Raw genomic sequence first — 23,193 nt, forward strand, 5'->3', positions numbered from 1 at the left:
CGTGGGCGTGTTCACGCCGCATTCGGCCGGAATTCGGACACGGTACGCCACTTCCCGATAGGACTGCTACGCGAGCAGCCGCCCCCGCCACGAGGAGCCCCGCATGTCCGATCACGCACTCTCCCGCCGAACCCTGCTGAGATCCGGGGCGATCGGCCTCGGCGCCGCGGCCCTGGCGGGCACCCGTGGCGCACCGGTGCTGGCGCAGGGCCGCAACCGGCCCGTCCTCACCCACGGCATCCAGCTCGGTGACCCGCGCACCGACGGCGCCGTCGTGTGGACCCGGGCCGACCGCGCCGCCCGGATGATCGTCGAGGTGTCCGCGCGCCCCGACTTCGCGACGTCCCGGACGATCAGGGGACCGCAGCTCACCCCCGCCTCCGACGGCACGGGCAGGGTCCGGCTGACCGGCCTGCCGGCGGGCGGGGAGGTCCACCTGCGCGTGCACGCCGAGACGGGGCGCAACACCAGCGAGGTCGTCGAGGGGAGCTTCCGCACCCCCGGCGCCGACGACGACGGCACCGTCCGGTTCGTGTGGTCCGGTGACGTCGCCGGGCAGGGGTGGGGGATCAACCCCGACATCGGCGGCATGCCGATCTTCCGCGCCATGGCCGAGCGCGACCCCGACTTCTTCCTGCACAGCGGGGACTCCTGCTACGCCGACGGCCCGCTGCAGGAGAGCGTCACGCTGCCCGACGGCCGGGTGTGGCGCAACGTGGTGACGGAGGAGAAATCCAAGGTCGCCGAGACGCTGGCGGAGTTCCGCGGGCAGTACGCCTACAACCTCGGCGACGAGGCGCTGCGGGCGTTCTCGGCCCGGGTGCCGCAGATCGTGCAGTGGGACGACCACGAGGTCACCAACAACTGGTTCCCCGGGGAGATCCTGCCCGAAGGGCCCTACACCGAGCGCGACGTCGACGTGCTGGCCCGGCGCGCCCACCGGGCGTTCCACGAGTGGCAGCCGATCGTGCCCAGGGAGGCCGTCGACGGCAAGATCTACCGGAAGATCTCCTACGGCCCCGACCTGGACGTCTTCGTCATCGACATGCGCACCTACCGCGACGCCAACTCCACCGGAACGGCGCCCTATGAGCGGATCCTCGGCGACGCGCAGGCGAACTGGCTGGTCGAGCAGGTCTCGGCGTCGAAGGCCACCTGGAAGGTCATCGCCTCCGACATGCCGATCGGCCTGATCGTGCCCGACGGCAGCGCCATCGAGGCGGTCGCCAACGGCCGTCCGGGCCGGGCCCTGGGCCGGGAGGCCGAGATCCAGCGGGTACTGCACCGCCTGCACCGGCGGGGCGTCGCCGATGTCGTGTGGCTGACCGCCGACGTGCACTACACGGCCGCGCACCACTACTCGCCGGAGCGCGCGAGCAGCCTGGACTTCTCCCCGTTCTGGGAGTTCGTGTCGGGTCCGCTGCACGCCGGAGCGTTCGGCCCCGGCGAACTCGACCCGACGTTCGGCCCGGAGGCGGTCTTCGTCAACGCGCCGCCAGCGGCCAACACCTCGCCGATGGACGGCTTCCAGCACTTCGGCGAAGTGGAGATCGACCGCAGGAGCAAGGAGTTCACCGTGAACCTGCGCGACATCGACGGCCGCTCGCTGTGGTCGAAGACCCTCCGTCCGGGTGGAGAGGGATAGGCGTTCTGTCGACTGTCCTCGGCCACTGGGGGTTGAAGCCTCAGCCGAAGGAGGGATCCGCGGTGGTTGGGCGGTCCTCTCGTGTGGCCGAAGGCCCCCACAGGGATCGCACCGGCGCCGCGCCGCCCACGCCGCCACTGTGCGTGCCAGGCCGCAACCGGGGTTTCGGCGCGCGGTGAAGAAACGGGCCGCCGTGCCCGCTCGCCTCGGCCATCGAGAGTTTGAAACACCGGCCACAGGGATTTGAACCCCAACCCAAAGACTGAGCGCATGCCGCCTGCTCGGGCGCCGGGCCGAAACCGTGGTGCCGTCCCGCGTCCACGGCGTCGGCGTGCGCTTCGCGTGCGGGAGGGCGATTTCCGTCTTCGGGCCTTCGGCCACGCGAGAGAATCGCCCACCCGCGCGCCCTCCCTCCTGGGGCCGGGCTTGAAGACCCCCTGGGGTCGAGGGAGGTGGAGGGGGCTCACCCACGCGCAACTTCCTCCTGGGGCGGGTCTTATCAGCTTCCCTGGGGTGAGGTCCCGGGCCACCGTGGCTCCCGCCTCACTCCATCTCCCGCAGTGCGCGGCCGATGCGGCGCAGATCGCGCAGGCGCTGCTCGTACCGGGCGCCGACCGCGATCAGCAGGGCGCCGATGACGCCGACCGGGACCCAGTTCGGCAGCGAGACCACGAAGTCCCACAGCGGTGAACCCGACGTCCGGCCCGCTGACAACAGCAGCACCGCGCCGCCGAACAGCAGCGGGGCCTGCAACCGCCGCCACGCTCCCAGGAGGACCGCGACCAGCGCGGTCCCGCCCAGCAGCGCCACCCGCCACAGGCCGCCGTCGGCGAGGTAGGTCATCGCCAGGCCGGGCAGGAACAGCAGGGCCAGCCCGGCCCCGTAGGCGAGCCACGTGCCGGTCCCCGGTCGGCGGCGCCGCCACTCCCAGCCGGCGACCAGCGCCGCGAGCGCCGGGACCGCCGTGTACGGCTCGGGGTCGCTCACCCGCATCCAGCCGAGGAACACCCACAGCGCCGCCAGCAGCAGCACCGCGCCCGTCGCACCGAGCCACTTCCGTCCCGGCCGCGGCGCGCCGGCCAGCGCGATCACGCCCAGCGAGGCGAGAGCGGCGCTGGTCAGCTCCAGCCGCACGGATCCGGCCAGCGTCATGGCGACCGCGACCACGGCCAGCAGGCCGGCCGACGACTCCGCCGCGAGTAGGACGTGCCGGTCCAGCCGGGACAGCCCCAGCGTCGCCGCGACACCGGCGACCACCGCGATGGGCGCGAGCGCCGCCACCTCCGGCGGTTGCCCGAGCGCCAGCGGCAGCGACAGCGCGAACGCGCCGGTCGACAGGACCGCGACCGCCGCGGCGCCCGCGGCGAAACCGGCCGCGGCGCCCGAACCGGTGCGCGGCCCGGCGCCCTGCCCGGTGACCCCCAGGGAGGTCGCGGCGATCACCGCGAGCAGTCCGAGCGTGACCAGGGTCGCCGGACGTTCGGCGAGTCCCCACGCCACCGCGAGCGACGCCGGCCACAGCGCGGCCGCTCCGGCCCAGACGGCGACGCCGGGGCGGCGGCTGAGCGCGGCGACCCCGACCAGGCCGGTCGCCACCAGCAGCAGCCACCCCAGCGCGACGCCGTAGGTCAACCGCATGGCGACCGCATAGGGCGCCAGCACCGGCGTGGCCAGCAGAATCGCGGCGTGCGGCAGCCACCGCGCCGCCCGCGCGCGCACCGTGAGCAGGACCGCGAGGGCTACGGCGCCGACCACCGGCAGCAGCAGCGGGTCGGGCTCGACGCCGCCGTACGGCGACAGCGCCTCGGCCGCGGGAGCGAGCAGCTCCAGCGGGCCCGTTCCGGTCCAGGCCGCTCCCGCCCAGGTGTAGGGCGCGAACAGGACCGCGCCGAGCCGGCCGGCGACCGACGCCGCGGCGCCCAGCAGCGCCAGCGCTCCGGCGCCGGTGAGCGCCCATCCCAGGACGCCGGGCAGCACCGCGGCCATGGCGAGCAGGAGCAGCGCCGCCGCGGCCGCGACCAGCCCGAGCGAGTCGGGTGTCGAGATGCCGACCAGTGAGCTGGCGAGCACCAGGACGAGGGCCGCGCCGACCAGCCCGCCGCGCTGCTCAGGGCGGTCCTCCAGCGGACTCCACCGGGTCGCGGCGCCGCCGGGTCCCAGCGCCGCGACCCCTAGGAGGGCGGCCACCGCCAGCCCGGTGAACGGGTGCCAGCGTGGATCGACGGCCACCCCCGCGTGCGGTAGGGCGGCGTAACCGGTCAGCACCGTGCTCCCCGCGCCCAGCCCGGCCAGGAAGGCCAGCCCGCGTGAGACGCCCGGCGCGCTGCGCCGCAGCCCCGGTGGCACGGTCACGGCCGTGGCGCCGATGACCGCGCTGAGCGCTCCCAGCACGATGACCGTGCGCAGCGGTGTGCTCAGCGACCAGCCGACGCCCATCAGCGCGACGGCCGTGCCGCTCCAGGCGAGGACGTGCGCGTTGCGGCCGCCGGTGTGGAGCGCGCGGACGAACAGGATGCCGGCGGCCACGACGACGATCCCGAGTCCGAGGTCGTAGGAGACGGGCAGATGGGTGACGGCCGGCGGGGCCAGTGCCGCACCCGCGACGGTCCCCGCGGTCGCGGCGGCGCCCCTGCCCCACCGCATCCCGGCGCACAGGGCGAGGGCGGTCAGCGCCACGCCGCACGCGGGCAGCAGCAGCGGCAGATCGGCCGCGCCGCCCAGGGCCGGTGGGGACGGCTGCGGCGCCGCAGCGGGGTCCCATGCCCGGGGGACGACGCTCAGCGGTCCGAGCAGGGCCGCACCGATGCGGTCCGCCACGACCGCCAACGCGGCGGCCCCGAGCACGGCGGCCAGCGCGGTGAGCGCCCGGCGCAGCCGGGCGGCCCGCTGCACCCGCGCCCCCTCGGCCACGGCCTGTGCGACCGTCCAGGGTCTCCGGTGCCCCGCCGGTCCGACCAGCCGCGGCAGCGGTCCGCCCGCGCCCGCCGGATCCTGGGCCCCGGGGACCCAGATCCCTCCGGAGGCCGCCGGGCCGGGGACGGTCCGCGGGTGGGTGGCGGCGACGAGGACGAGCAGGGCGGTGACCGCGACGGCGAGGACGACCAGATCGCGGCCCCCGTTGATGGCGAGCCCGACCGCCAGCGCCATGGGCGCCACCGCGGACAGGTCCAGGGCCGCCACCTGCGCGGGGCGCAGTCGCGCGCGGGCGAGTCCGGTCGCGGCGCCGACCGCGGCCGTGGCCGCGGCGAGCAGGGCCGGAGCCGTCGCGATCGGCGGGGCCGAGGCCGCGGTGAAGACGGCGACGGTCACCCCGGTCAGGCAGAGCACCGCCGCGGCCGCCGCGGCCGGGCCGACCACCCGATCGGCGGCGGCAGCGGCGGCGAGGCCCGCGGCGACCGCGAGCACCGCGAGCACGGAGACGGTGGCCGCGGGGCCGGTCAGCGCGGCCGATGCGGCGAACACCGCCACCGATCCGGCCGTCGCGAGCGCGGTGACCGGGGTCGCTTCGTCGATATCCCCATCCCCGCCATTCCCGTCGCGCCGCAGCCCGCCGCGGCCGGTCGCCACCGCGACAGCGAGCGCGGCCACCGCGACGGTGGTCAGGGCCGCGGTCATCGCGGCCGGGGGCAGCCACACCGAACCGATGAGCGCGGCGACCACCGCCGTCGGCAGCGCGGCCGCGCGCCCGGGGATCCGGCCCCGTCCCGCGAACCCGACGGCGACCGCCACCGCCAGGACCAGCGCGGCCAACGTCGACTCCAGGCCCGGTTCCCCCGGGATCCAGGTGGGGAGGGGGCCTCGCCACGGCTGCTGCAGCGTGCGCAGGTGGCCGACCGTGGCGTGCGCCAGCAGCGGCAGGACGCCGAGGCATGCCCCGGCGGCCGTCAGCCAGGCGGCGGCGTTCACACAGGTGCGGAACGCGCCCGGCAGCGAGCGGACGTGCGTCGCGGCGGTCATGGCCACCAGCGTGGCGACGGCGGCGAGCAGCGTCGCCAGACCGGAGCCCGCGACCAGCGCCGCGGCGAGTGAGGCCGACAGCGGCACCGCAGCGGCGGCGTCGAGCGCGATGACCTGCGCTGCGCGCAGCCGCGCCCGGTCCAGTACGGTGGCGGCCCCCACCGCCGCCGCGGCGACGGCCAGCAGCCCGATGGCCCACATGACGGCCGGTGCGTCGGCGAGCCGCAGCAGCGCGGCCGCCTCGCCCGTGACCAGCAGGACCGCGCCCGCCGCCGTCGAGGCCTGGACGGCGACGCCCGAGCGGGCCGCGCCCGCGGCAGCGGCGGCCGCGATCAGCGCCGCGCCGGTCACCAGCGTGGCGGTGGGACCGCTCAGGCTCGCGCAGATCGCCAGGAGCGACATCGCGCCGGCCAGCGCCAGAGCCAGGACGCCGCCCGGCTCGCGGCGAGCGGGCCGGGACCCGGCTGTGACGGCGACCGCCAGCAGGGCGACGGCGGCCGTGCCGAGCAGCGCGTTCGCCGCCGCGGGCAGCCAGGCCGCGGTGATGAGGACGCCCGCGGCCGCGGCGGGGAGCACGGCGAAAGGCGGCAGCCGGCGGGCCGAAAGGGCGCTCCACCCGATGACGGTCAGCAGCGCGATCGCGGCGGCGACCGTCAGCGCGGGGTCGGGCTGGCCGGGGATCAGCGGTTCCAGCGGCGGCCGCCACGGGGTGGCCGCCCGCCGCACGTGGTCGAGGACGGCGTGCGCGAGCAGCGGCGAGGCCAGCAGCCCGGCCACGGCCAGGACGGCCCCTGCCGCCGCCTGCGCGCCCCAGCGGGCGTTCGGCGTCAGCGAACGGACGTGCGTTCCGGCGACCACGGCGGGCGGCGCGGCGAGGGCGACCGCGATCGCCGTCAGGCCGAATCCGCCGGTCGTCACCATCGGTGCGGCCACCGCGAGCACCGTCGGCAGCACCGCGGCGGCGTCGACCGCCCGCACCTGGTCGGGGCGGCGGCCGGAGCGGTCCAGCGCGGTGGCGGCCCCGACCGCGATCAGCGCGACCCCGATCAGCGCCGGTACGAGCGCGGTGCCGGGCGCGTCCAGCGCGAGGCCCGCTGCCGCGACGAGTCCGGTCGCCGACCCGGCCGCGGCCGCGGAGTAGGCCGCCCTGACGACCGGTGCCGACCGGGGCAGCGCGGCCAGCAGCGCGGCCGAGGCCAGCGCAGTCAGCGCCGCCACGGTCGCGGCCGGGGTGACCAGGGAGGCGGAGGCGGCCAGCAGGCCGACCGGGAGGCTCAGCAGCAGCGCCGTTGTCGTGAGCGGACCGGGGGAGGCCGCCGTTGCGGCCGGTGCCGCGGCGGAGGAGCGTGCCGGAGCCGTGACGGTCCGCCGCAGCGGCATCGGGGCTCGGCGGCCGGCGGGTGCGCCCCCGTTGGCTCCCACCGGTTCCGCCGGCCCGGCCGCGGCCCGCCCCTCGAACAGGACCGCGATCGCCATGAGGGCGATCGCCGCGGCGATCAGCACGGCCACCGAGGCCGGGTGCGCCGGCTGCCCCGCGGCGAGCACCACGGTCACCGCGGCCGAGACGAGGGCGACCGGGCCCGTCCAGGTCCGTCGCAGGGTGAAGGCCACCACGGTCCAGCCCAGCCCCGTCACCGCGACCGTGAGCAGCAGGCCGATGGGCCACGGCGCGAGCAGGACCGCCGCCTCCGGGTGGCCCTGCCAGGGGCGGGACAGCGGGCGCAACTGGTCCGCGATCGACAGCAGCGCGGGAGCGCCGCACAGGCCGGACAGCGCCAGCGCGGCCATGACCGCCGCGCGCGGGCCCGCGCGATGGGCCGCGGGCAGCCGGGGCACCGCCGGGGCGACGGCGGCCGCCGAGACCGCCAGCGCGAGCGCCGCCCACACCTGCGGTGCCACCAGACCGCCGACCAGCACGGGCGGGACGGCGATCCAGGCGAACGCGGCTGCGCCGCCGGACACGGCCCGGGCCCCGGCGGTTCCGCGGGCGCGCGCGTCCAGCGCGGCGGCGGTTCCGGCCAGGACCAGCGTGGCCCAGTACTGGGTGTTCGCAACGGGTGCGGTGGACGTCACCATGGCGAGCACCGGGAGCAGCAGCGCCCCCGCCGTCGCGGCCGTCCAGGTGATGACGGCCAGGGCGCGTGCGAGGGGCCCCGTCCACGCGGAGTCCAGGACGGGGCGCAGGACGACGTTGCCGAGCGCGGTCACCGCCAGCGCCGCGGTGATCCCGGAGTCGACGGCGGGCAGCGCCAGGGCGATGAGCAGCGGAACCGGCTGCGCCAGCAGCAGCGCGGCGATGCGCGGGCCGCGCAGCGGGACGAGGAGGGGGGAGCAGGCCAGCAGGCCCGCGATGACCGCTGCCGCCCCGGCCGCGTAGCCGAACGGGTTCACGCCCGGTCCGACGACGGCCCACAGCGCCGCGGCGTCCAGGCACAGCAGGACCACGGCCAGTGCGCCGAACGTCTCGGCCGTCGCTCCCATGCCGCGCCCGTGCAGCGGCTTCGCGGTGTAGCCGACGAGGGCGGTCACACCGGCGAGGATCGCGGACTTGGCGCCGATGCCCAGTTCGCTCCAGGTCACCACGGTGAAGACGACGGCCGCGATCGCGATGAGCAGCCCTCCGAGCCCCAGCAGGATGTTCTGCACCGAGCGCGCCGAGATCTCCTTGCGCGGTCGGAGGCGGGGCCGGCGGGGAGCGGTCGGGGCCGATCGCGGCGCGGCCGGGTGGTTCGGCGCGGCCGGTTCGAGGGCGTGTCCGCCGCCGCGGTGGACGGCCGGGTGCGGCGGCAGCGGTGCGGCCGCCGCCCGAACGGCCTCGGCGGGAGTCGGCTCGGGGATCGGGAGGTCCTCGGCGGCCGTGGCGCCCTCGGGAGCAGGGGCGGGAGCAGCCGGAACCGGTGCGGCCGGGGACGGCTGCGGCGGCGGGGCCGGCGGTCCGATCGCGGCCTTCAGCCGCTCGGCCGCCTGCGCGTCGCGGACCGCCCGCAGTTCGGCCAGGAGCGAGTCCCGCTGGGCGATCAGCGTGCGGTGCCCCTGCTCCAGTTGCCGGATCTGCATGATGACGCGTCCGAGCCGGCCCGCGATCGGTCCGGTGAGTGGCAAACCGCACACTCCGCACATGGGAGCGTCGGGAGCGAGCGAAGCGCCGCAATCCGGGCACCGGGGAGCTGGTCCGTACACGTTCATGCAGTTCACGGTGTCAATTGCTGTGGCCTGGGTCATCGTCGGACATACTCAAACGGCCCTGGGTAATTCGCGCCACACGACTGAGTAAAAGTAACTCTAAGTATGAATGCCCAGGTCAGGGCATTTATGGGGTTGTGACCCTATGTGATGTGATTCAGGCCATAAGTGGTTTTGGTGTTACGTACCCGTGATCATGCGGCAGGGTGGGTCCCGTTCAGAAAGAACCCCCTGGTCGTGCGCGGTCGATAGCGATCAACGACCCCCGTTGAGGCCCGCGCACGAACATCTCCAGCGATGTCGGCGGCCAGTAACGCATGTGTCATGCCACGCCCATCGCTCCTCCATGACCACCTGAGATCAGGGGCGCGGTCGATCGTGCGCGGATTACTGGGCGCACGGCTGACGAAAGGGCTTTTCTTGCTAGTCAATCGAATTTCGTTGCGGGCTGCCACGGCGGTCGGTGCCGGCGTCATGGTCGCCGGCACGACGTTCGGGGTCGCCGCGTTCGCCGACAGCGGCGTGCAGCCCGAGCAGGCGGCGTCGAACATGACGCCGCAGGAGCCCCGAGCCGAGCAGGAGGCTCCGTTCTTCCCCGAGGTCGAAGAGGCTTCCGACGAGGAGCGCGAGGCGCAGATCCAAGCGGCCGTCGACCAGCGCGACTCCGCGAGCGGCGCCGCCTCGGTGTCGGCCGCCGGATCGGTCGAGGAGGAGCAGAAGGAGGAGGAGCCCGCCGAGGAGCCGGTCGAGTCCGACTCCGGCGGCGACAGCGGCGGCTCCGCCGCGCCTTCCGGCGACCCCAAGAGCATCGCCCAGGCCATGCTCGCCGACTACGGGTGGGGCGCCGACCAGTTCAGCAGCTGCCTCGAGCCGCTGTGGGAGAAGGAGAGCAACTGGGACCCCAGTGCTCAGAACCCCAGCTCCGGTGCCTACGGCATCCCGCAGGCGCTGCCCGGCAACAAGATGGCCAGCGCCGGCTCCGACTGGCAGAGCAACCCCGCGACGCAGATCGAGTGGGGACTGGGCTACATCGAGGACCGCTACGGTTCCCCGTGTGAGGCCTGGTCGCACTCGCAGAGCGTGGGCTGGTACTGATCCGGTCGGCCAAGCCGAGCAAGGGGCCCCGGGACCGGACGGTCCCGGGGCCCCTCATTCGGCCAGATCGCTGGTGGGAAGGGCGTGGATTGTTTCCAGGCCCTGCTGCGGTGAACGGGAGACTGTGGCCACAGCCTCCCGACTCCCATCACCGACCTAGCGCGAGTTGGTCATCGACAGCACGTCGAGGGCCTCGTCGAGCTGGGCCTCGGTGAGCTTGCCGTCAGTGATGTAACCCCGTTCGACGACGACCTGGCGGATCGTCTTGCGTTCGGCCAGCGCCTGCTTGGCGACCTTCGCGGCCTCCTCGTAGCCGATGTAGCGGTTCAGCGGCGTGACGATGGAGGGCGAGGACTCCGCGTACTCGCGGCAGCGCTCCTCGTTGGCCTCGATTCCGGCCACGCAGCGGTCGGCGAAGACCCGGGAGACGTTGGCGAGCAGCCGGATCGACTCCAGCACGTTGCGGGCGATCAGCGGAAGCTGCACGTTCAGCTCGAAGTTGCCGGTGGAACCGCCGAAGGCCACGGCGGCGTCGTTGCCGACGACCTGCGAGGACACCTGCAGCATCGCCTCGCACAGCACCGGGTTGACCTTGCCCGGCATGATCGAGGAGCCCGGCTGGAGGTCGGGCAGGTAGATCTCGGTGAGGCCGGTGCGCGGACCCGAACCCATCCAGCGGATGTCGTTGGCGATCTTGCAGAAGCCCACCGCGATCGTCCGCAGTTGGCCGGAGAGCTCGACCAGCCCGTCACGGGCGCCCTGCGCCTCGAAGTGGTCGCGGGCCTCGGTCAGCGGCAGGCCGGTGGTGCGCGCGATCTCGGCGATCACCCGGGGCGCGAAGCCCTCGGGGGTGTTGATGCCGGTGCCCACGGCGGTTCCGCCCAGCGGCAGCTCCGCGACGCGCGGCAGCGTGGCCTCCAGGCGCTCCACGCCGTGGCGCACCTGCGCGGCGTAGCCCGCGAACTCCTGGCCGAGCGTCACCGGCGTGGCGTCCATGAGGTGCGTGCGGCCGCTCTTGACCACGGTCGCGAACTCCGTCGCCTTGCGGTCGAGCTCGCCCTCGAGCCGCCGCAGCGCCGGGATCAGGTCGTTGACGACCGCAGCGGTCGCCGCGATGTGGATCGACGACGGGAAGACGTCGTTGGACGACTGCGAGGCGTTGACGTGGTCGTTGGGGTGCACCGGCTCGCCGAGGCTCGCGGTGGCCAGCGTCGCCACGACCTCGTTGGTGTTCATGTTGCTCGACGTGCCCGACCCCGTCTGGAACACGTCGATCGGGAAGTGGTCGTTCCACTTGCCCTCGGCGACCTCCAGGGCGGCCCCGCGAATCGCCTCGGCGAGGTCGGCCTCGACCACGCCCAGTTCGGCGTTGACCGTGGCCGCCGCGGCCTTGATGTGGCCCAGCGCCGCGATGTGGGCGTGCTCCAGGCCCTGGCCCGAGATGGGGAAGTTCTCCACCGCGCGCTGCGTCTGCGCCCGCCACTTGGCGTCGGCGGGAACCTTGACCTCACCCATCGAGTCGTGCTCGATGCGGAATTCACTCATGTAGAAAGACACCTCCAGGGAAACCTCTGCTCAAGACTGCCAGACCGGCGGGTGAGGTCATGTCACGGCCCCGCGTGCGGGAACACGGATTCACACCCTGTGGACGGCGGCGACCGGCGCGGCGGATGTTGCGTACGCTCGGGCGGGTGAAGACCTGGTTGTCCCAGCACCGCCGATGGGCGGCCGTCGCGGCCGCCGTGCTGGCCCTCGCCGTCGGAGCCGGGGCCTGGACGGTCGCCGCCGGCCCCGGCGCCCCGTCCCATCGGGTCTCCGAGGAGGTCCTCCCGGTCCCCGAGGAGCCGGGCTCCGACACCACGCTCGGGCTCGACACCTCCTTCTTCCTGCCCGCCCAGGGCGACGGCCCGTTCCCCGCCGTGCTCATCGCGCACGGTTTCGGCGGCAGCAAGGACAGCTCCGCGGCGCAGGCCGAGCAGCTCGCCGCCGCGGGGTACGCGGTACTGACCTGGTCGGCCCGCGGGTTCGGCGCGTCCCAGGGCCGGATCGGGCTGAACGACCCCGACCACGAAGTGGCCGACGTCTCACACCTCATCGACTGGCTGGCGGAGCGGCCGGAGGTCGGGCTCGACGGCGACGGCGACCCCCGCGTCGGCATGACGGGCTCCTCCTACGGCGGCGCGGTCACCCTCATGGCGGCCGGACACGACCACCGCATCGACGCGATCACCCCGCAGGCCACCTACCACGACCTCGGCGACGCGTTCTTCCCCGAGTCCACCGGCGCCGGCGCCCGGCAGGGTGTGTTCAAGCGCATGTGGACCAGCCTCATGTTCACCTGGGGCGGCTTCGGCGACTTCGGCGGCCTGGCCGAGCCCGGCGCGGAGGCGCCCGACGAGGAGGACGCCGACGGCGCCCCGGATGCGGCCCCGCAGGACCCCGGGGAGCCGGACCCCGGAGGCGAGGGCGCCCAGGAGTCGGCCGACCCGCTCACCCCGTCGCAGCAGGAGCTCGCCGAGCTCGCGCGGCGGCTCGGGCTCGACACCGCCGACCTCGCCGACCCCGGCTCCTCCGACGCGCTGGGCGAGACGATCCGGTGCGGCTTCTACCGCGAGGAGATCTGCCGACTCTACGAGGAGGTCGCCGAGACCGGGCGCCCCACCGAGGACATCGTCGAACTGCTGCACCGCAACAGCCCGGCCTCGGTCGTCGACCGGGTCGAGGCGCCCACGCTGCTGGTGCACGGCATGCGCGACTCGCTGTTCACCCTCGACCAGGCCGACGCCAACGCCCGCGCGCTGCGGGGCAACGACGTCCCGCTCGACGTCGTGTGGGTCGAGGGCGGCCACGACGGCGGCGACCACGAGGGCGGCTACGTCCGCGAACGCATCCGGGAGTGGTTCGACGCCTGGCTGAAGGAGGACCGGCCGCCCGCCGAGAGCCCCGGCTTCACGGTCAGCCGGCCCGCCGGCGTGAGCGGCGCGGGCCGCCAGGACGCCGTCCAGCACGCCGAGGCCGAGTCCTACACCGGTCTCGACGGCACCGAGCAGGAGGCGGTGGAGCTGTCCGGGAGCCTGCAGCCGGTGACGGTCCCGCCGGGCGGCTCCCCGGCGTCGGTCTCCTCGCTGCCCGGGCTCAGCGGACTCACCGGCCTGTCCGAGCTCGCCGGCCGGAGCGGGTTCGCCATCGACATGCCCGGCCAGGTCGCCACGTTCGAGTCCGCCCCGCTCCCCTCCGACCTGCAGGTGACGGGCGCGCCGACGGTCGAGGTCGACGTCACCGGCCGGGGCGAGGCCATCCTGTTCGCCAAGGTCTACGACGTCGACCACGACGGCAGGGCCACCCTGCCGCAGCAGCTGGTCGCGCCGGTCCGGGTCCGGGCGAGCCCCGAGGGGACGACGGCCCGCATCCGGCTGCCGGCCGTCGACCACCGCTTCGCCGAGGGGCACACCCTGCGGTTCACCGTCTCGACCAGCGACATGGCCTTCTCCTCGCCGGTCGACACCGCGACCTACGGCATCTCACTCGCCGGCGAGCGCACCCTCACGATGCCGCTGCGGCCGGAGCTGTCGGCGGCACCGGTGCGCCTGCCCGAGTGGACGTGGGCGCTGCCGCTGACCGCGGTGACCGTCGCCGCGGCGCTGCTGCTGGTCGGGCGCCGCGCCGCCCGGCCCGGCCGCCCGGATCCCGACCTCGCCGACGTCCCGCTGCACGTCGACGGCCTCACCAAGCGCTACGCCAACGACCACCTGGCGGTCGACGACCTCTCCTTCCGGGTCGAGCGGGGGCAGGTGCTGGGTCTGCTCGGCCCCAACGGCGCGGGCAAGACCACCGCCCTGCGAGTGCTCCTCGGCCTGGTGCGCCCGGACGCCGGCGGGATCCGGGTCTTCGGCCACCCCGTGGTGCCGGGCGCTCCGGTGCTGTCGAGGCTGGGGGCCCTCGTCGAGGGGCCTGGCGGCCTGCCGCACCTGTCCGGCCGGGCCAACCTGGAGCTGTACTGGCGCGCCACCGGGCGGCCGCTCGCCGAGGCGCGCATCGACGAGGCGGTGCGCATCGCCGACCTCGGCACCGCCCTGGAGCACCCCGTGCGCACCTATTCGCAGGGCATGCGCCAGCGCCTCGCCATCGCCCAGGCGATGCTCGGCCTGCCCGACCTCCTGGTGCTCGACGAACCCACCAACGGGCTCGACCCCCCGCAGATCCGCGAGATGCGCGACGTCCTGGTCGGCTACGCCGCCACCGGACGCACCGTCGTCATCTCCAGCCACCTGCTCGCCGAGGTGGAGCAGACCTGCACGCACGTGGTCGTCATGGACCGCGGCCGCCGCGTCGCGGCCGGGCCGGTCGGCGCGATCGTGGGGGAGGACACCGCCATCCTGGTCGGCACGCCCGACCCCGCGGCCGCGCTGGACCGCGTGCGCGCGGTCACCGGGGTGAGCGCCGCCGAGGCGACCGATGAGGGGCTGCTGGTGCACCTCGACGGCATCGCCGTCGGCGACCTGGTCGCCGAGCTCGTCGGCCGGGGCGTCCGGGTCGACCGCGTCGTCCCGCGCCGCCGCCTGGAGGACGCGTTCCTGTCCCTGATCGCCGGAGCGGAGGAGGGGGACCGCCCGTGAGCACGCCGATGGGATCGGGCTACCGACCGGGGCGCACCCTGCCCTTCCGGGTCGAACTGGTCCGCCAGATGCGCCGCCGCCGCACCGTGCTGGCGTTCGGGTTCCTGCTGCTCCTGCCGTGGATCCTGGTGCTGGCGTTCGCGGCGGACGGCGCGGGCGGATCGGGCGGGGGAGGCGAAGGGCCGGGCGGCCCCGGCGTGGCCGACCTCGCCACCGCGGGCGCGGTGAACTTCGCGGTCTTCTGCATGTACGTCTCCAGCGGCTTCCTGCTGGTGGTCGTGGTCGCGCTGTTCTGCGGAGACACCGTGTCGAGCGAGGCGAGCTGGTCGAGCCTGCGCTACCTGCTGGCCGCGCCGGTGCCGCGGACGCGGCTGCTGCGGCAGAAACTGCTGGTCGGCCTGGCGCTGAGTGCCGCAGCGGTCACCGCACTGCCGCTGATGGCGCTGGCCGCGGGTGCGCTCGTCTACGGCCCGCACCCGCTCAGCCTCCCGGCCGGCGGACCCGAGCTCACCGCGGCCGAGTCGCTGTCGCGGCTGGGCGTCATCGTGCTCTACGCCATGGCGAGCCTGCTGCTCGTGGCCGGCACGGCGTTCGCGCTCACCGTCGCCACCGACTCCCCGCTGGGCGCGGTCGGCGGGGCCGTCGCGCTCATCATCACCTCCAACATCCTGGAGGCGGTCGACGCCCTGGGCGCCATCCGGGAGTTCCTGCCCGCGTACTGGATGTCGGCCTGGACCGACGTGCTGCGGCCCGAGATCCCGGTCGACGGCATGATCAAGGGCGCAGCGGTCTCCTTCTCCTACGCGGTGATCCTGACCGCCTGGGCGTTCCGCCACTTCCGCACCAAGGACGTGCTCTCCTGACGGTCGGCGCGCCCTCCCGGCCCGCCTCCCCGCTACTCCAGCTCGCGCCGCCCGCGGCCGCGGCCCAGCCAGTTCCGCCTGCGCTTGGGGGCGCTGACCCGGACCGAACCGAACAGGGAGAAGCCCTGGACCTCCAGCACGGGGGCGCCGTCGGTGCGCACGGGCCGGGTCGTCGTGGCGCGCCGGCCCAGGAAGGACCAGCCGCGCACCCGCACGTCCACGCCCTCGGGGACCCGGACCCGGACGCGGCCGAACAGCGTCGAGGCGGTCATGCGCACGTGGTTGCGGACGAGGAGGGCGTCGCGCAGGTCGAGTTCGGCGGTCGCGAACAGGGCGAAGGAGAGCTGTTCGGCCGGCACCACCCACCGGCCGGAACGCGACTCGTTGCGGAAGAGCGCGGCGACGGGCTCCGTGCCGAGCCGGATCGGCTGCGCTTCGGGCGGCAGCAGGTCGGCGGTGATCGGCGGCAGCTCGCCCAGTGTGCGGGCGCGGTGTACCTGCTCGACGCGCCCATCGAACTCGGAGAGGTCCAGCCGGCCGTCCTCGGCCGCGGCGCGCAGCACCTCCAGGACGCGCTCCCGGTCGGCGTCGGAGGCCCGCAGCCGGGCCGACGGTACACCCTCGCTCACGGGCAACCACGTTATCCGGTCGCCGGCCGAGGGCGCTGCACGGCTCCGTCCGGGAGCATCGTGTCCGCCATTCTTGTCCACAGGAGATCCTGCGACCTCGGCCACCAGGGCTCGCGGTGAACGGGCGGCCCGTCGTGTGGCCGCAGGCCCGTTTCCCGAGGTGCCCGGCTCCGCGCGAAGCACACCGGATGCCCTTGTGCTCCAGACCGAAACCGCGGTTTCGGTGCGCGGTGAAGGCGGCGGGTCCGCTTCGCGCACGGGTGCGACGTCCACCTCAATGGGCCTTCGGCCGCGCGAGAGAACCGCACCCGCGCGAACCCCCTCCGGGGCCGGAGCACAAGACCCCCCGGGGCCAAGGACTCCCACCCTCCTGCCGAGGCAGGGCCGGGCGAAAACCCGTGGATAAATGTCGGCCTCGCCGTCTAGCGTGAGCGCATGACCTCGTCACGTCTCAAAGAGTCCATCGACGTGCCTTCAAGCACCACATCGCCGGCCATCGCCCTGCGCGGGGTGCGCAAGTCCTTCGGCGCCCTGGTCGCGGTGGACGGGCTCGATCTGGACGTGCCCGCGGGGATCGTCCTCGGCCTGCTGGGCCCCAACGGCGCCGGGAAATCCACGACGATGCGCATGCTCACCGCGCAGAGCCGGGCCGACGCAGGGGAGATCTCCATCCTCGGCCACCGGATCCCGCGCGAGTCCAAGCGGGCCCGCGCGATCATGGGGGTCGTGCCTCAGCACGACAACCTCGACGAGGAGCTCACGGTCCGGGAGAACCTGGAGGTCTTCACCCACCTGTACCGCGTGCCGCGCCGGGAGCGCTCCGCAGCGGTGGAGCGGGCGCTGCGCATCGCGCACCTGGAGGACCGGCGCGACACCCGCACCGACAAGCTCTCCGGGGGCATGCGCCGCCGCCTGCTCATCGCCCGCGGCCTGGTGCACCGGCCCCGCGTGGTGCTGCTCGACGAGCCCACCGTCGGCCTCGACCCGCAGGTCCGCCAGGAGCTGTGGGGGCTGGTCACCGGCCTGCGCGACGACGGCGTGACCGTGCTGATGTCCACCCACTACATCGAGGAGGCCGAACGGCTCTCCGACGAGGTGGCCCTCATGGCCAAGGGCAGGGTCGTCACGCGCGGAGGGCCGGCCGCGCTGATCAGCGAGTACGCCGGGGTGACCGTGGAGGAGTTCCCCGTCGTCGGCGGCGGAATCGAGGAGATGGAGGAGCGCGTCCACGCGGCCGGGCTCACCACCAGGCGCACCGGCGCCACGCTGTCGGTGCTGCGCGCCGAGGAGCTGCCCGAATCGGTGCGCGACGGGTTCGGCGGGGGCGTCCGCCGGGCCGCCAACCTGGAGGACGTGTTCGTGACGCTGACGGGAGAACGAGTCGAGTGACACTGGACAACCGCACGGCCGCCCGCCCGCCCGGCCGCTTCGAACTCGCCCCGGTCGCCGGCGTGCTCGCCCGCGAATGGGCGCTGTACCGCCGAAGCTGGGCGCCCACGACGTTCGCCGCGATCGTCGAGCCGGTCCTGTTCCTGCTCGCGTTCGGATTCGGGCTGGGCTCCCTGGTCGGGGCGATCCGCGGCTACAGCTACATCGAATTCCTCGGCACCGGCATCGTGGGGGTGTCGGTGCTGTTCACCTCGATGTTCCCCGGTCTGATCGACACCTACGTGCGCCGGGTCTTCCAGCACACCTACGACGGGATGCTCGCCGCACCGGTCGACGTGCGTGAACTGGTCACCGCCGAGGCCACCTGGATCGCGCTGAAGGCCGGCGTCTACAGTTGCGCCCCGCTGCTGGTGGCGATCGGCTTCGGTCTACCGCCCGCACCCGGCATGCTGATCGTGCCGTTCGTCGCGTTCGTCACCGGCTTCGGGTTCGCGTTGATGGGCATCTGGCTGTCGGCCGTGGTCCCCTCGATCAAGACGATGGACTACATCATCTCCGGTCTGATCACGCCGCTGTTCCTCATCGCCGGCACCTTCTTCCCGCTGGACAACCTGCCGTCCTGGGCGCAGACCCTGGCAGCGGTCAACCCGCTCTACCACTGCGTCGAACTGGTCCGCGGCGCGGCCTTCGGCATGAGCCCGCTGGTCGGCCTCGGCCACTTCGCGGCCATCCTGGTGTTCGTGGCCGTGGTGTGGAGCCTCGCGGTGCTGCAGATGCGCCGTCGACTGATCGACTGACGGCCGCGACGGCGCCCCATAGGCCTCCCCGCCGGTGAACAGCGAAACGCCCATGGGGCGCCGACACATATCCGCGGCCCGAAATATGGTGCAGCACCATATGTGAATCGGCTCACGGTTTCTCTACCTTCGGCTCAAACATCCCCTGAGCGCCGCCCGCTCCGGGCCGGCTGGAGGAACCATGCGTCGACTGCGCCACGCGATCGCACTGTGCACGGGGATCCTCGTGCTCGCGGCCTCGGGCTGCGGCAGCCCGCAATCGGCGGCCGACGGTTCGGACGGCTCCGACGGCCCGATCAAGGTGGGCCTGGTCTACTCCGCCTCCGGGCCGCTCGCGACCTACGGCCTGCAGTACTACGAGGGCTTCCAGGCCGGCCTGGACCACGCCACCGGCGGCACCGGGGAGGTCGACGGCCGCGCGATCGAGGTGTCGGTCGCCGACGGCGCCGGGGACCCCAACAAGGCGGTGGCCGCGGCCAAGGACCTGATCGGCAAGGGAAGCACCATCATCGCCGGATCCACCTCCTCCGGCGTCGCGGTGCAGGTGGCGCCGGTGGCCGAGCAGAACGACGTGCTGTTCGTCTCCGGCCCCGCCGCCACGGACGAGATCACCGGCATCAACGACCACACCTTCCGGTCCGGGCGCCAGACCTACCAGGACATCCTCACCGCCCGGACGTTCCTGGAGGAGACGGAGGGCGGCGAGGTCGTGGTACTGGCCCAGCAGAACGCCTTCGGCCAGGACAACGTCGCTGCGGTCACCGAGGTCCTGGAGGCCGAAGGCGCCGAGGTCGGCGAGGTCCTCGCCCCGCCGGACAGCACCGACCTCACCCCCTTCGCCGACCAGGTGCGCCAGGCCGACCCCGACCTGCTGTTCGTGGCGTGGGCCGGCGAGACCGCCTCGGCGATGTGGCAGGCCCTGGACCAGCAGGGGGTCCTGGACGAGACGAAGGTGACCACCGGCCTCGACATCCGCGCCTCCTACCCCGTCTTCGGCGCGACCGGGGGCAGGATCGACTTCCTGTCGCACTACTTCGCCGGAGCCTCCGACACCGCCGCGGCCGAGGCCATGGCCGAGGGCGTGGCCGAACTCGGCGGCGAGGTCGACCTCTTCACCCCCGACGGGTTCACCGCGGCCCAGATGATCGTCCGGGCCGCCCAGGCCGGCGACGCCACCGAGGACAGGATCGCGGCGCTCGAAGGGTGGACGTTCGACGGCGTCAAGGGCGAGATCACCGTGCGCGCCGAGGACCACGCGCTGCTGCAGCCCATGTACCAGGTGCGGCTCAACGGGTCCGGAACCGACGCCGAACCCGAACTCCTGGCCGAGGTCCCGGCCGGCGACGTCGAGCCGCCCGTCTCCGAGGCGTCCTGATGACCGGGCCCGCGCGCGCAGCGGCGCACCACGGGACGGCACCCGGCGCCGCCCCGCCGGTGCTGCGGCTGCACGACCTCACCTGGTCGGTCGGCGGCGCCACCATCGTCGACGGAATCGACATGGCGGTCGTCCAGGGCGAGTTCCTGGCCGTCATCGGCCCCAACGGCGCCGGCAAGACCTCCATGTTCAACCTGGTCTCCGGCCTCACCCGGCCCACGCGCGGCCGGATCGAACTGGACGGCGTCGACATCACCCGCGAACCCCCGCACCGCAGGGCGGCCCGCGGCCTCGGCCGCACGTTCCAGACCTCCAGCGTCTTCACCGACATGACGGTCGCCGAGAACGTCGGGCTGGCGGAGCAGATACGCGCCGGCGGCTCGCTCCGGCTCTGGCGGCGGGCCCGGACCTCCGACGCCGCCGTGCGCCCGATGCTCGACCTGGTCCGGCTGGGCCACCGCGCCGCGACGCCGGCCGGGGACCTCTCCCACGGGGACAAGCGCAAGCTCGAACTCGCGCTGCTGCTCGCCCGCGACCCGCGCCTGATCCTGCTGGACGAGCCGATGGCCGGCGTCAGCGCCGCCGAGGTCCCCGAACTCACCGCGGTGATCCGCGACGTCCACCGCGAACAGCAGCGGACCGTGCTCATGGTGGAGCACCACATGGACGTGCTCCTGGACATGGCCGACCGGCTGGCCGTCCTGCACCACGGCTCGCTGCTGGCCCTGGACCGCCCGGACCGGGCCATGGCCGACCACGAGGTGCAGGCCGCCTACCTGGGGGACGCACCATGACGGCGCGCCCCCTCGTCACAGTCGACGACCTGCACGTCCGGATCGGCGGTTCGCACATCCTGCAGGGCGTCTCCTTCACCGTCGCCGACCGCGGCGTCACCGCGCTGCTCGGCCGCAACGGCGTCGGCAAGACCACCACGGTCAGGGCGCTGCTCGGACTGGTGCCGCGGACCGGGCGCGTCACCATGGACGGCCGCGACATCAGCGGCGAGGCCACGCACGTGATCACCCGCCGCGGCATCGGCTACGTGCCCGAGGACCGGGGCGTCTTCTCCGCGCTCACGGTCGCCGAGAACCTGCGGCTGGCCGAACGCCCCGGCGCCGAACCCCGCTACGGGCTCGTCCACGAGCTCTTCCCCGAACTCGCCGGGCGCGCCTCCCAGCCCGCCGGGACCCTCTCCGGCGGGCAGCAGCAGATGCTCGCGATCGGCAGGGTCCTGCTCAACGACAACCGGCTCATCGTGGTCGACGAACCGACCAAGGGACTGGCGCCGCGCGTCGTCGGCGAGGTCGCGGCCGCACTGGAGCGCGCGGCCCGGACCGCGCCGATCCTGCTGGTGGAGCAGAACCTGCCGCTGGTGCGGCGGCTCGCCCACGACGCCGCGGTGCTCGACGCCGGCAGGGTCGTGTTCACCGGCACCACCGCCGACCTGCTCGGCGACGCCCGGCGCACCCGCGAGTTCCTCGGCGTCGCCAAGACCACGACCACCCCGGGGCAGGTGCCATGAGTACGTTCGTGCTGCTCGTCGTGACCGGGCTCGGCCTCGGCGCGCTGTACTTCCTGATCGCCTCCGGGCTGTCGCTCATCTTCGGCCTGATGGACGTGCTGAACTTCGCCCACGGGGCCTTCCTGTCGATCGGCGCCTACGGCACCTGGTGGGCCGCGGCCCACCTGCCCGGCGCCGGCGGCGACGGCCCCGGCTTCCTGCTCGCGGTCGCGTTCGGGGTGGCGGCCGGCACCCTCGCCGCCACGGCCGTCGAGCTGGGGGTGATCCGCCCGCTCTACGGCCGGCACCGCGAGCAGATCCTGGTGACGGTCGGCCTCAGCCTCGCCACCCCCGCGCTGCTGCAGGCCGTCTGGGGCGCGGATCCGCTGCCGTTCCCCCGGCCCGAGCTGGTCTCGGGGACGCTGCCCGTCCTCGGCGCGGCCATCCCCAGGGACCGCTTCCTGCTCATCGTCGCGGCCGCCGCCGTGCTGCTCGCCCTGAAGGCGTTCGGCAGCAGGACCCGCTACGGGCTGATCGTGCGCGCCGGCGTGCAGGACCGGTCCATGGTGACCGCGCTGGGCATCGACGTCCGCACGGCCTTCACCCTGGTCTTCGCCATCGGCGGGGCCGCGGCGGCGCTGGCCGGCGCGCTCGGCGGCCTGTACTTCGGCGTCGTCACCCCCACTCAGGGCGTCTCGCTGCTGATCTTCGCGTTCATCGTGGTCGTCATCGGCGGGACCACGTCGGTGACCGGATGCGCCGTCGCATCCGTCGCCGTGGGGCTGGTCCAGCAGTTCGCGAACTACTACACCGTGTCCGGACTCGGCGACATCGCCGTGGTCGCGGTCCTCGCCGCGGTGCTGCTGACCCGCGGCGGCGGGCTCGTCGTCAACGCAGGGAGGACGGCATGAACACCAGGACCGAGGCCGGACCCGAGCCGCTGACCCGCGCCACCGCGCCGCGGCGCGAGCCGGCCCCGGCGCTGCGCGCACGGCTGCGCCCGTGGCTGCCGACGGCGATCACGGCCGCCGCGCTGCTCTGCCTGCCCTACTCCACGCTGCGCCTCCCCGGCCTGTTCGACGGGCCGCTCAACAGTCCCGCCACGCTGCAGCTCCTCGCCACCTGCCTGGTGTTCGCGGGCCTGGCGACCAGCTACGACCTGCTCTACGGCAGGCTGGGGCTGCTGTCCTTCGGCCACGCGCTGTACTTCGCAGCCGGGGCCTACGCGGCCGCGCTGCTGATGCACCACCTGCGGCTGCCGCTGGCGTGGTCGGCGCTCATCGCCGTCGCGGCCGGCACGGCGCTCGCCGTGCTGCTGGGCGCGGTCTCGCTGCGCGTCTCCGGCATCGCCCTGGCCATGGTCACCCTGGCGTTCGCGCAGGCGGGCTCGATCCTCATCGCGCGCGACCCCGGCCGGGCGACGGGCGGCGAGGAGGGCCTGTCGCTGGACACCGCGCTGGTCCCCGGCGCACTGATCGGCGTGGTCAACACCGTCAACCTCTACTGGATCGCGCTGGGCTACGCCGCGGTCGCCCTGGCCGTGGTGTGGTGGCTGGCGGCCTCGCCGATCGGGCGGGTCTGGAACGGGATCCGGGCCAACGAGCAGCGCGTCTCGGTGCTGGGCCTCAACCCCTACCCGTTCAAGCTGATCGGGTTCGTCGTCGGCGCCGCGCTCGCCTCGCTGGGCGGCGTCGTCTTCCTGCTGGTGGCCGGCGGCGTCACCCCCGCCGTCAGCACGGCGGAGTTCACCCTCACCCTGCTGGTGATGGTGTCGCTCGGCGGCGCGGGGACCCGGTGGGGGCCGGTGCTCGGCGGCGTCCTCTACACCTACGTCGACCACCGGCTCGTCCAACTGTCGGGGGCGCCGGCGTTCGACGCGCTGCCGCCGGTGCTGCGCGCACCGCTGTCGCAGCCGCTGTTCATCCTGGGCCTGCTGTTCGTGGCCGCGGTGTTCTTCTTCCCCGGCGGCCTCGCCGCGCTGCCCGGACGGGTGCGGGCGCGGTGGTCCCGAGGATCATGACGCGGAGGGAGCGGGCGGGCACGGGGCACAGCGAGGCCGAGGTCCCCGGGGGAACCCCTTGCTTCAAGTCAAGCCGACCTCGGGACCGCGGCGCCACCCCGGAAACCACCACTGTGTACGACC

General features: G+C 74.3%; 14 protein-coding genes. 11 read left to right on the plus strand and 3 right to left on the minus strand.

The genetic code is table 11. The features are described 5' to 3' along the window. Positions 1-103 precede the first annotated feature (103 nt). The gene (locus tag HDA32_RS03545) at positions 104-1,645 is read left to right on the plus strand and encodes an alkaline phosphatase D family protein (RefSeq protein ID WP_179641790.1); all 1,542 of its coding nucleotides are present in this window, start codon (positions 104-106) and stop codon (positions 1,643-1,645) included. A gap of 543 nt (positions 1,646-2,188) precedes the next feature. Here HDA32_RS03545 and HDA32_RS03550 read toward each other — a convergent pair. Continuing rightward, positions 2,189-8,704: a hypothetical protein gene (locus HDA32_RS03550; RefSeq protein WP_179641791.1), complete on the minus strand. Its 6,516-nt coding sequence runs from the start codon at positions 8,702-8,704 to the stop codon at positions 2,189-2,191. A 501-nt stretch (positions 8,705-9,205) separates the two neighbouring features. Here HDA32_RS03550 and HDA32_RS03555 point away from each other — a divergent pair. Then, positions 9,206-9,880, plus strand: coding sequence for an aggregation-promoting factor C-terminal-like domain-containing protein (locus HDA32_RS03555; RefSeq protein ID WP_179641792.1), 675 nt, complete (start codon positions 9,206-9,208; stop codon positions 9,878-9,880). 156 nt (positions 9,881-10,036) lie between these two features. On the opposite strand, the gene HDA32_RS03560 is transcribed toward HDA32_RS03555, so the two are convergent. Further along, positions 10,037-11,425: a class II fumarate hydratase gene (locus HDA32_RS03560; RefSeq protein WP_179641793.1), complete on the minus strand. Its 1,389-nt coding sequence runs from the start codon at positions 11,423-11,425 to the stop codon at positions 10,037-10,039. A 146-nt stretch (positions 11,426-11,571) separates the two neighbouring features. On the opposite strand from HDA32_RS03560, the gene HDA32_RS03565 reads away from it, so the two are divergent. After that, positions 11,572-14,496: an alpha/beta fold hydrolase gene (locus tag HDA32_RS03565; protein ID WP_312863028.1), complete on the plus strand. Its 2,925-nt coding sequence runs from the start codon at positions 11,572-11,574 to the stop codon at positions 14,494-14,496. After that, complete coding sequence (locus tag HDA32_RS03570; RefSeq protein WP_312863029.1) at positions 14,493-15,359, plus strand: ABC transporter permease; 867 nt, start codon at positions 14,493-14,495, stop codon at positions 15,357-15,359. The genes HDA32_RS03565 and HDA32_RS03570 overlap by 4 nt, the downstream gene beginning before the upstream one ends. Before the next feature lie 32 nt (positions 15,360-15,391). On the opposite strand, the gene HDA32_RS03575 is transcribed toward HDA32_RS03570, so the two are convergent. Further along, positions 15,392-15,988 (minus strand): DUF1707 SHOCT-like domain-containing protein, encoded by a 597-nt coding sequence (locus HDA32_RS03575; RefSeq protein WP_312863030.1) that lies wholly within the window; start codon positions 15,986-15,988, stop codon positions 15,392-15,394. Positions 15,989-16,423: 435 nt separating this feature from the next. Between HDA32_RS03575 and HDA32_RS03580 the strand changes: the two genes are divergently transcribed. The 7 genes from HDA32_RS03580 to HDA32_RS03610 all read left to right on the plus strand — a co-directional run bounded on the left by HDA32_RS03580 (position 16,424) and on the right by HDA32_RS03610 (position 23,070). Next, on the plus strand, positions 16,424-17,377 hold the full coding sequence (locus tag HDA32_RS03580) for an ABC transporter ATP-binding protein (RefSeq protein ID WP_179641795.1): 954 nt from the start codon (positions 16,424-16,426) through the stop codon (positions 17,375-17,377). Then, positions 17,374-18,174 (plus strand): ABC transporter permease, encoded by an 801-nt coding sequence (locus HDA32_RS03585; protein ID WP_179641796.1) that lies wholly within the window; start codon positions 17,374-17,376, stop codon positions 18,172-18,174. The genes HDA32_RS03580 and HDA32_RS03585 overlap by 4 nt, the downstream gene beginning before the upstream one ends. Before the next feature lie 181 nt (positions 18,175-18,355). Further along, positions 18,356-19,549, plus strand: a complete 1,194-nt coding sequence (locus HDA32_RS03590) for a substrate-binding domain-containing protein (protein ID WP_179641797.1) — start codon at positions 18,356-18,358, stop codon at positions 19,547-19,549. Then, positions 19,549-20,343: an ABC transporter ATP-binding protein gene (locus HDA32_RS03595; protein WP_179641798.1), complete on the plus strand. Its 795-nt coding sequence runs from the start codon at positions 19,549-19,551 to the stop codon at positions 20,341-20,343. Before HDA32_RS03590 ends, HDA32_RS03595 begins: the two co-directional genes overlap by 1 nt. Further along, positions 20,340-21,071 (plus strand): ABC transporter ATP-binding protein, encoded by a 732-nt coding sequence (locus tag HDA32_RS03600; RefSeq protein ID WP_179641799.1) that lies wholly within the window; start codon positions 20,340-20,342, stop codon positions 21,069-21,071. Before HDA32_RS03595 ends, HDA32_RS03600 begins: the two co-directional genes overlap by 4 nt. Beyond that, complete coding sequence (locus tag HDA32_RS03605; RefSeq protein ID WP_179641800.1) at positions 21,068-21,961, plus strand: branched-chain amino acid ABC transporter permease; 894 nt, start codon at positions 21,068-21,070, stop codon at positions 21,959-21,961. The genes HDA32_RS03600 and HDA32_RS03605 overlap by 4 nt, the downstream gene beginning before the upstream one ends. Further along, entirely contained in the window at positions 21,958-23,070 is a 1,113-nt protein-coding gene (locus tag HDA32_RS03610; protein ID WP_179641801.1) for a branched-chain amino acid ABC transporter permease, read from the plus strand. The genes HDA32_RS03605 and HDA32_RS03610 overlap by 4 nt, the downstream gene beginning before the upstream one ends. The last annotated feature ends 123 nt before the right edge of the window (positions 23,071-23,193 follow it).

The sequence above is a fragment of the Spinactinospora alkalitolerans genome (assembly GCF_013408795.1).
Classification (GTDB): domain Bacteria; phylum Actinomycetota; class Actinomycetes; order Streptosporangiales; family Streptosporangiaceae; genus Spinactinospora; species Spinactinospora alkalitolerans.

Excerpts from the sequence above, each read along its gene's own strand:
- HDA32_RS03560 (WP_179641793.1), bottom strand. The coding sequence starts at position 11,425 with ATGAGTGAATTCCGCATCGAGCACGACTCGATGGGTGAGGTCAAGGTT.
- HDA32_RS03580 (WP_179641795.1), top strand. The coding sequence starts at position 16,424 with ATGACCTCGTCACGTCTCAAAGAGTCCATCGACGTGCCTTCAAGCACC.
- HDA32_RS03595 (WP_179641798.1), top strand. The coding sequence starts at position 19,549 with ATGACCGGGCCCGCGCGCGCAGCGGCGCACCACGGGACGGCACCCGGC.
- HDA32_RS03610 (WP_179641801.1), top strand. The coding sequence starts at position 21,958 with ATGAACACCAGGACCGAGGCCGGACCCGAGCCGCTGACCCGCGCCACC.
- HDA32_RS03600 (WP_179641799.1), top strand. The coding sequence starts at position 20,340 with ATGACGGCGCGCCCCCTCGTCACAGTCGACGACCTGCACGTCCGGATC.
- HDA32_RS03545 (WP_179641790.1), top strand. The coding sequence starts at position 104 with ATGTCCGATCACGCACTCTCCCGCCGAACCCTGCTGAGATCCGGGGCG.
- HDA32_RS03590 (WP_179641797.1), top strand. The coding sequence starts at position 18,356 with ATGCGTCGACTGCGCCACGCGATCGCACTGTGCACGGGGATCCTCGTG.
- HDA32_RS03605 (WP_179641800.1), top strand. The coding sequence starts at position 21,068 with ATGAGTACGTTCGTGCTGCTCGTCGTGACCGGGCTCGGCCTCGGCGCG.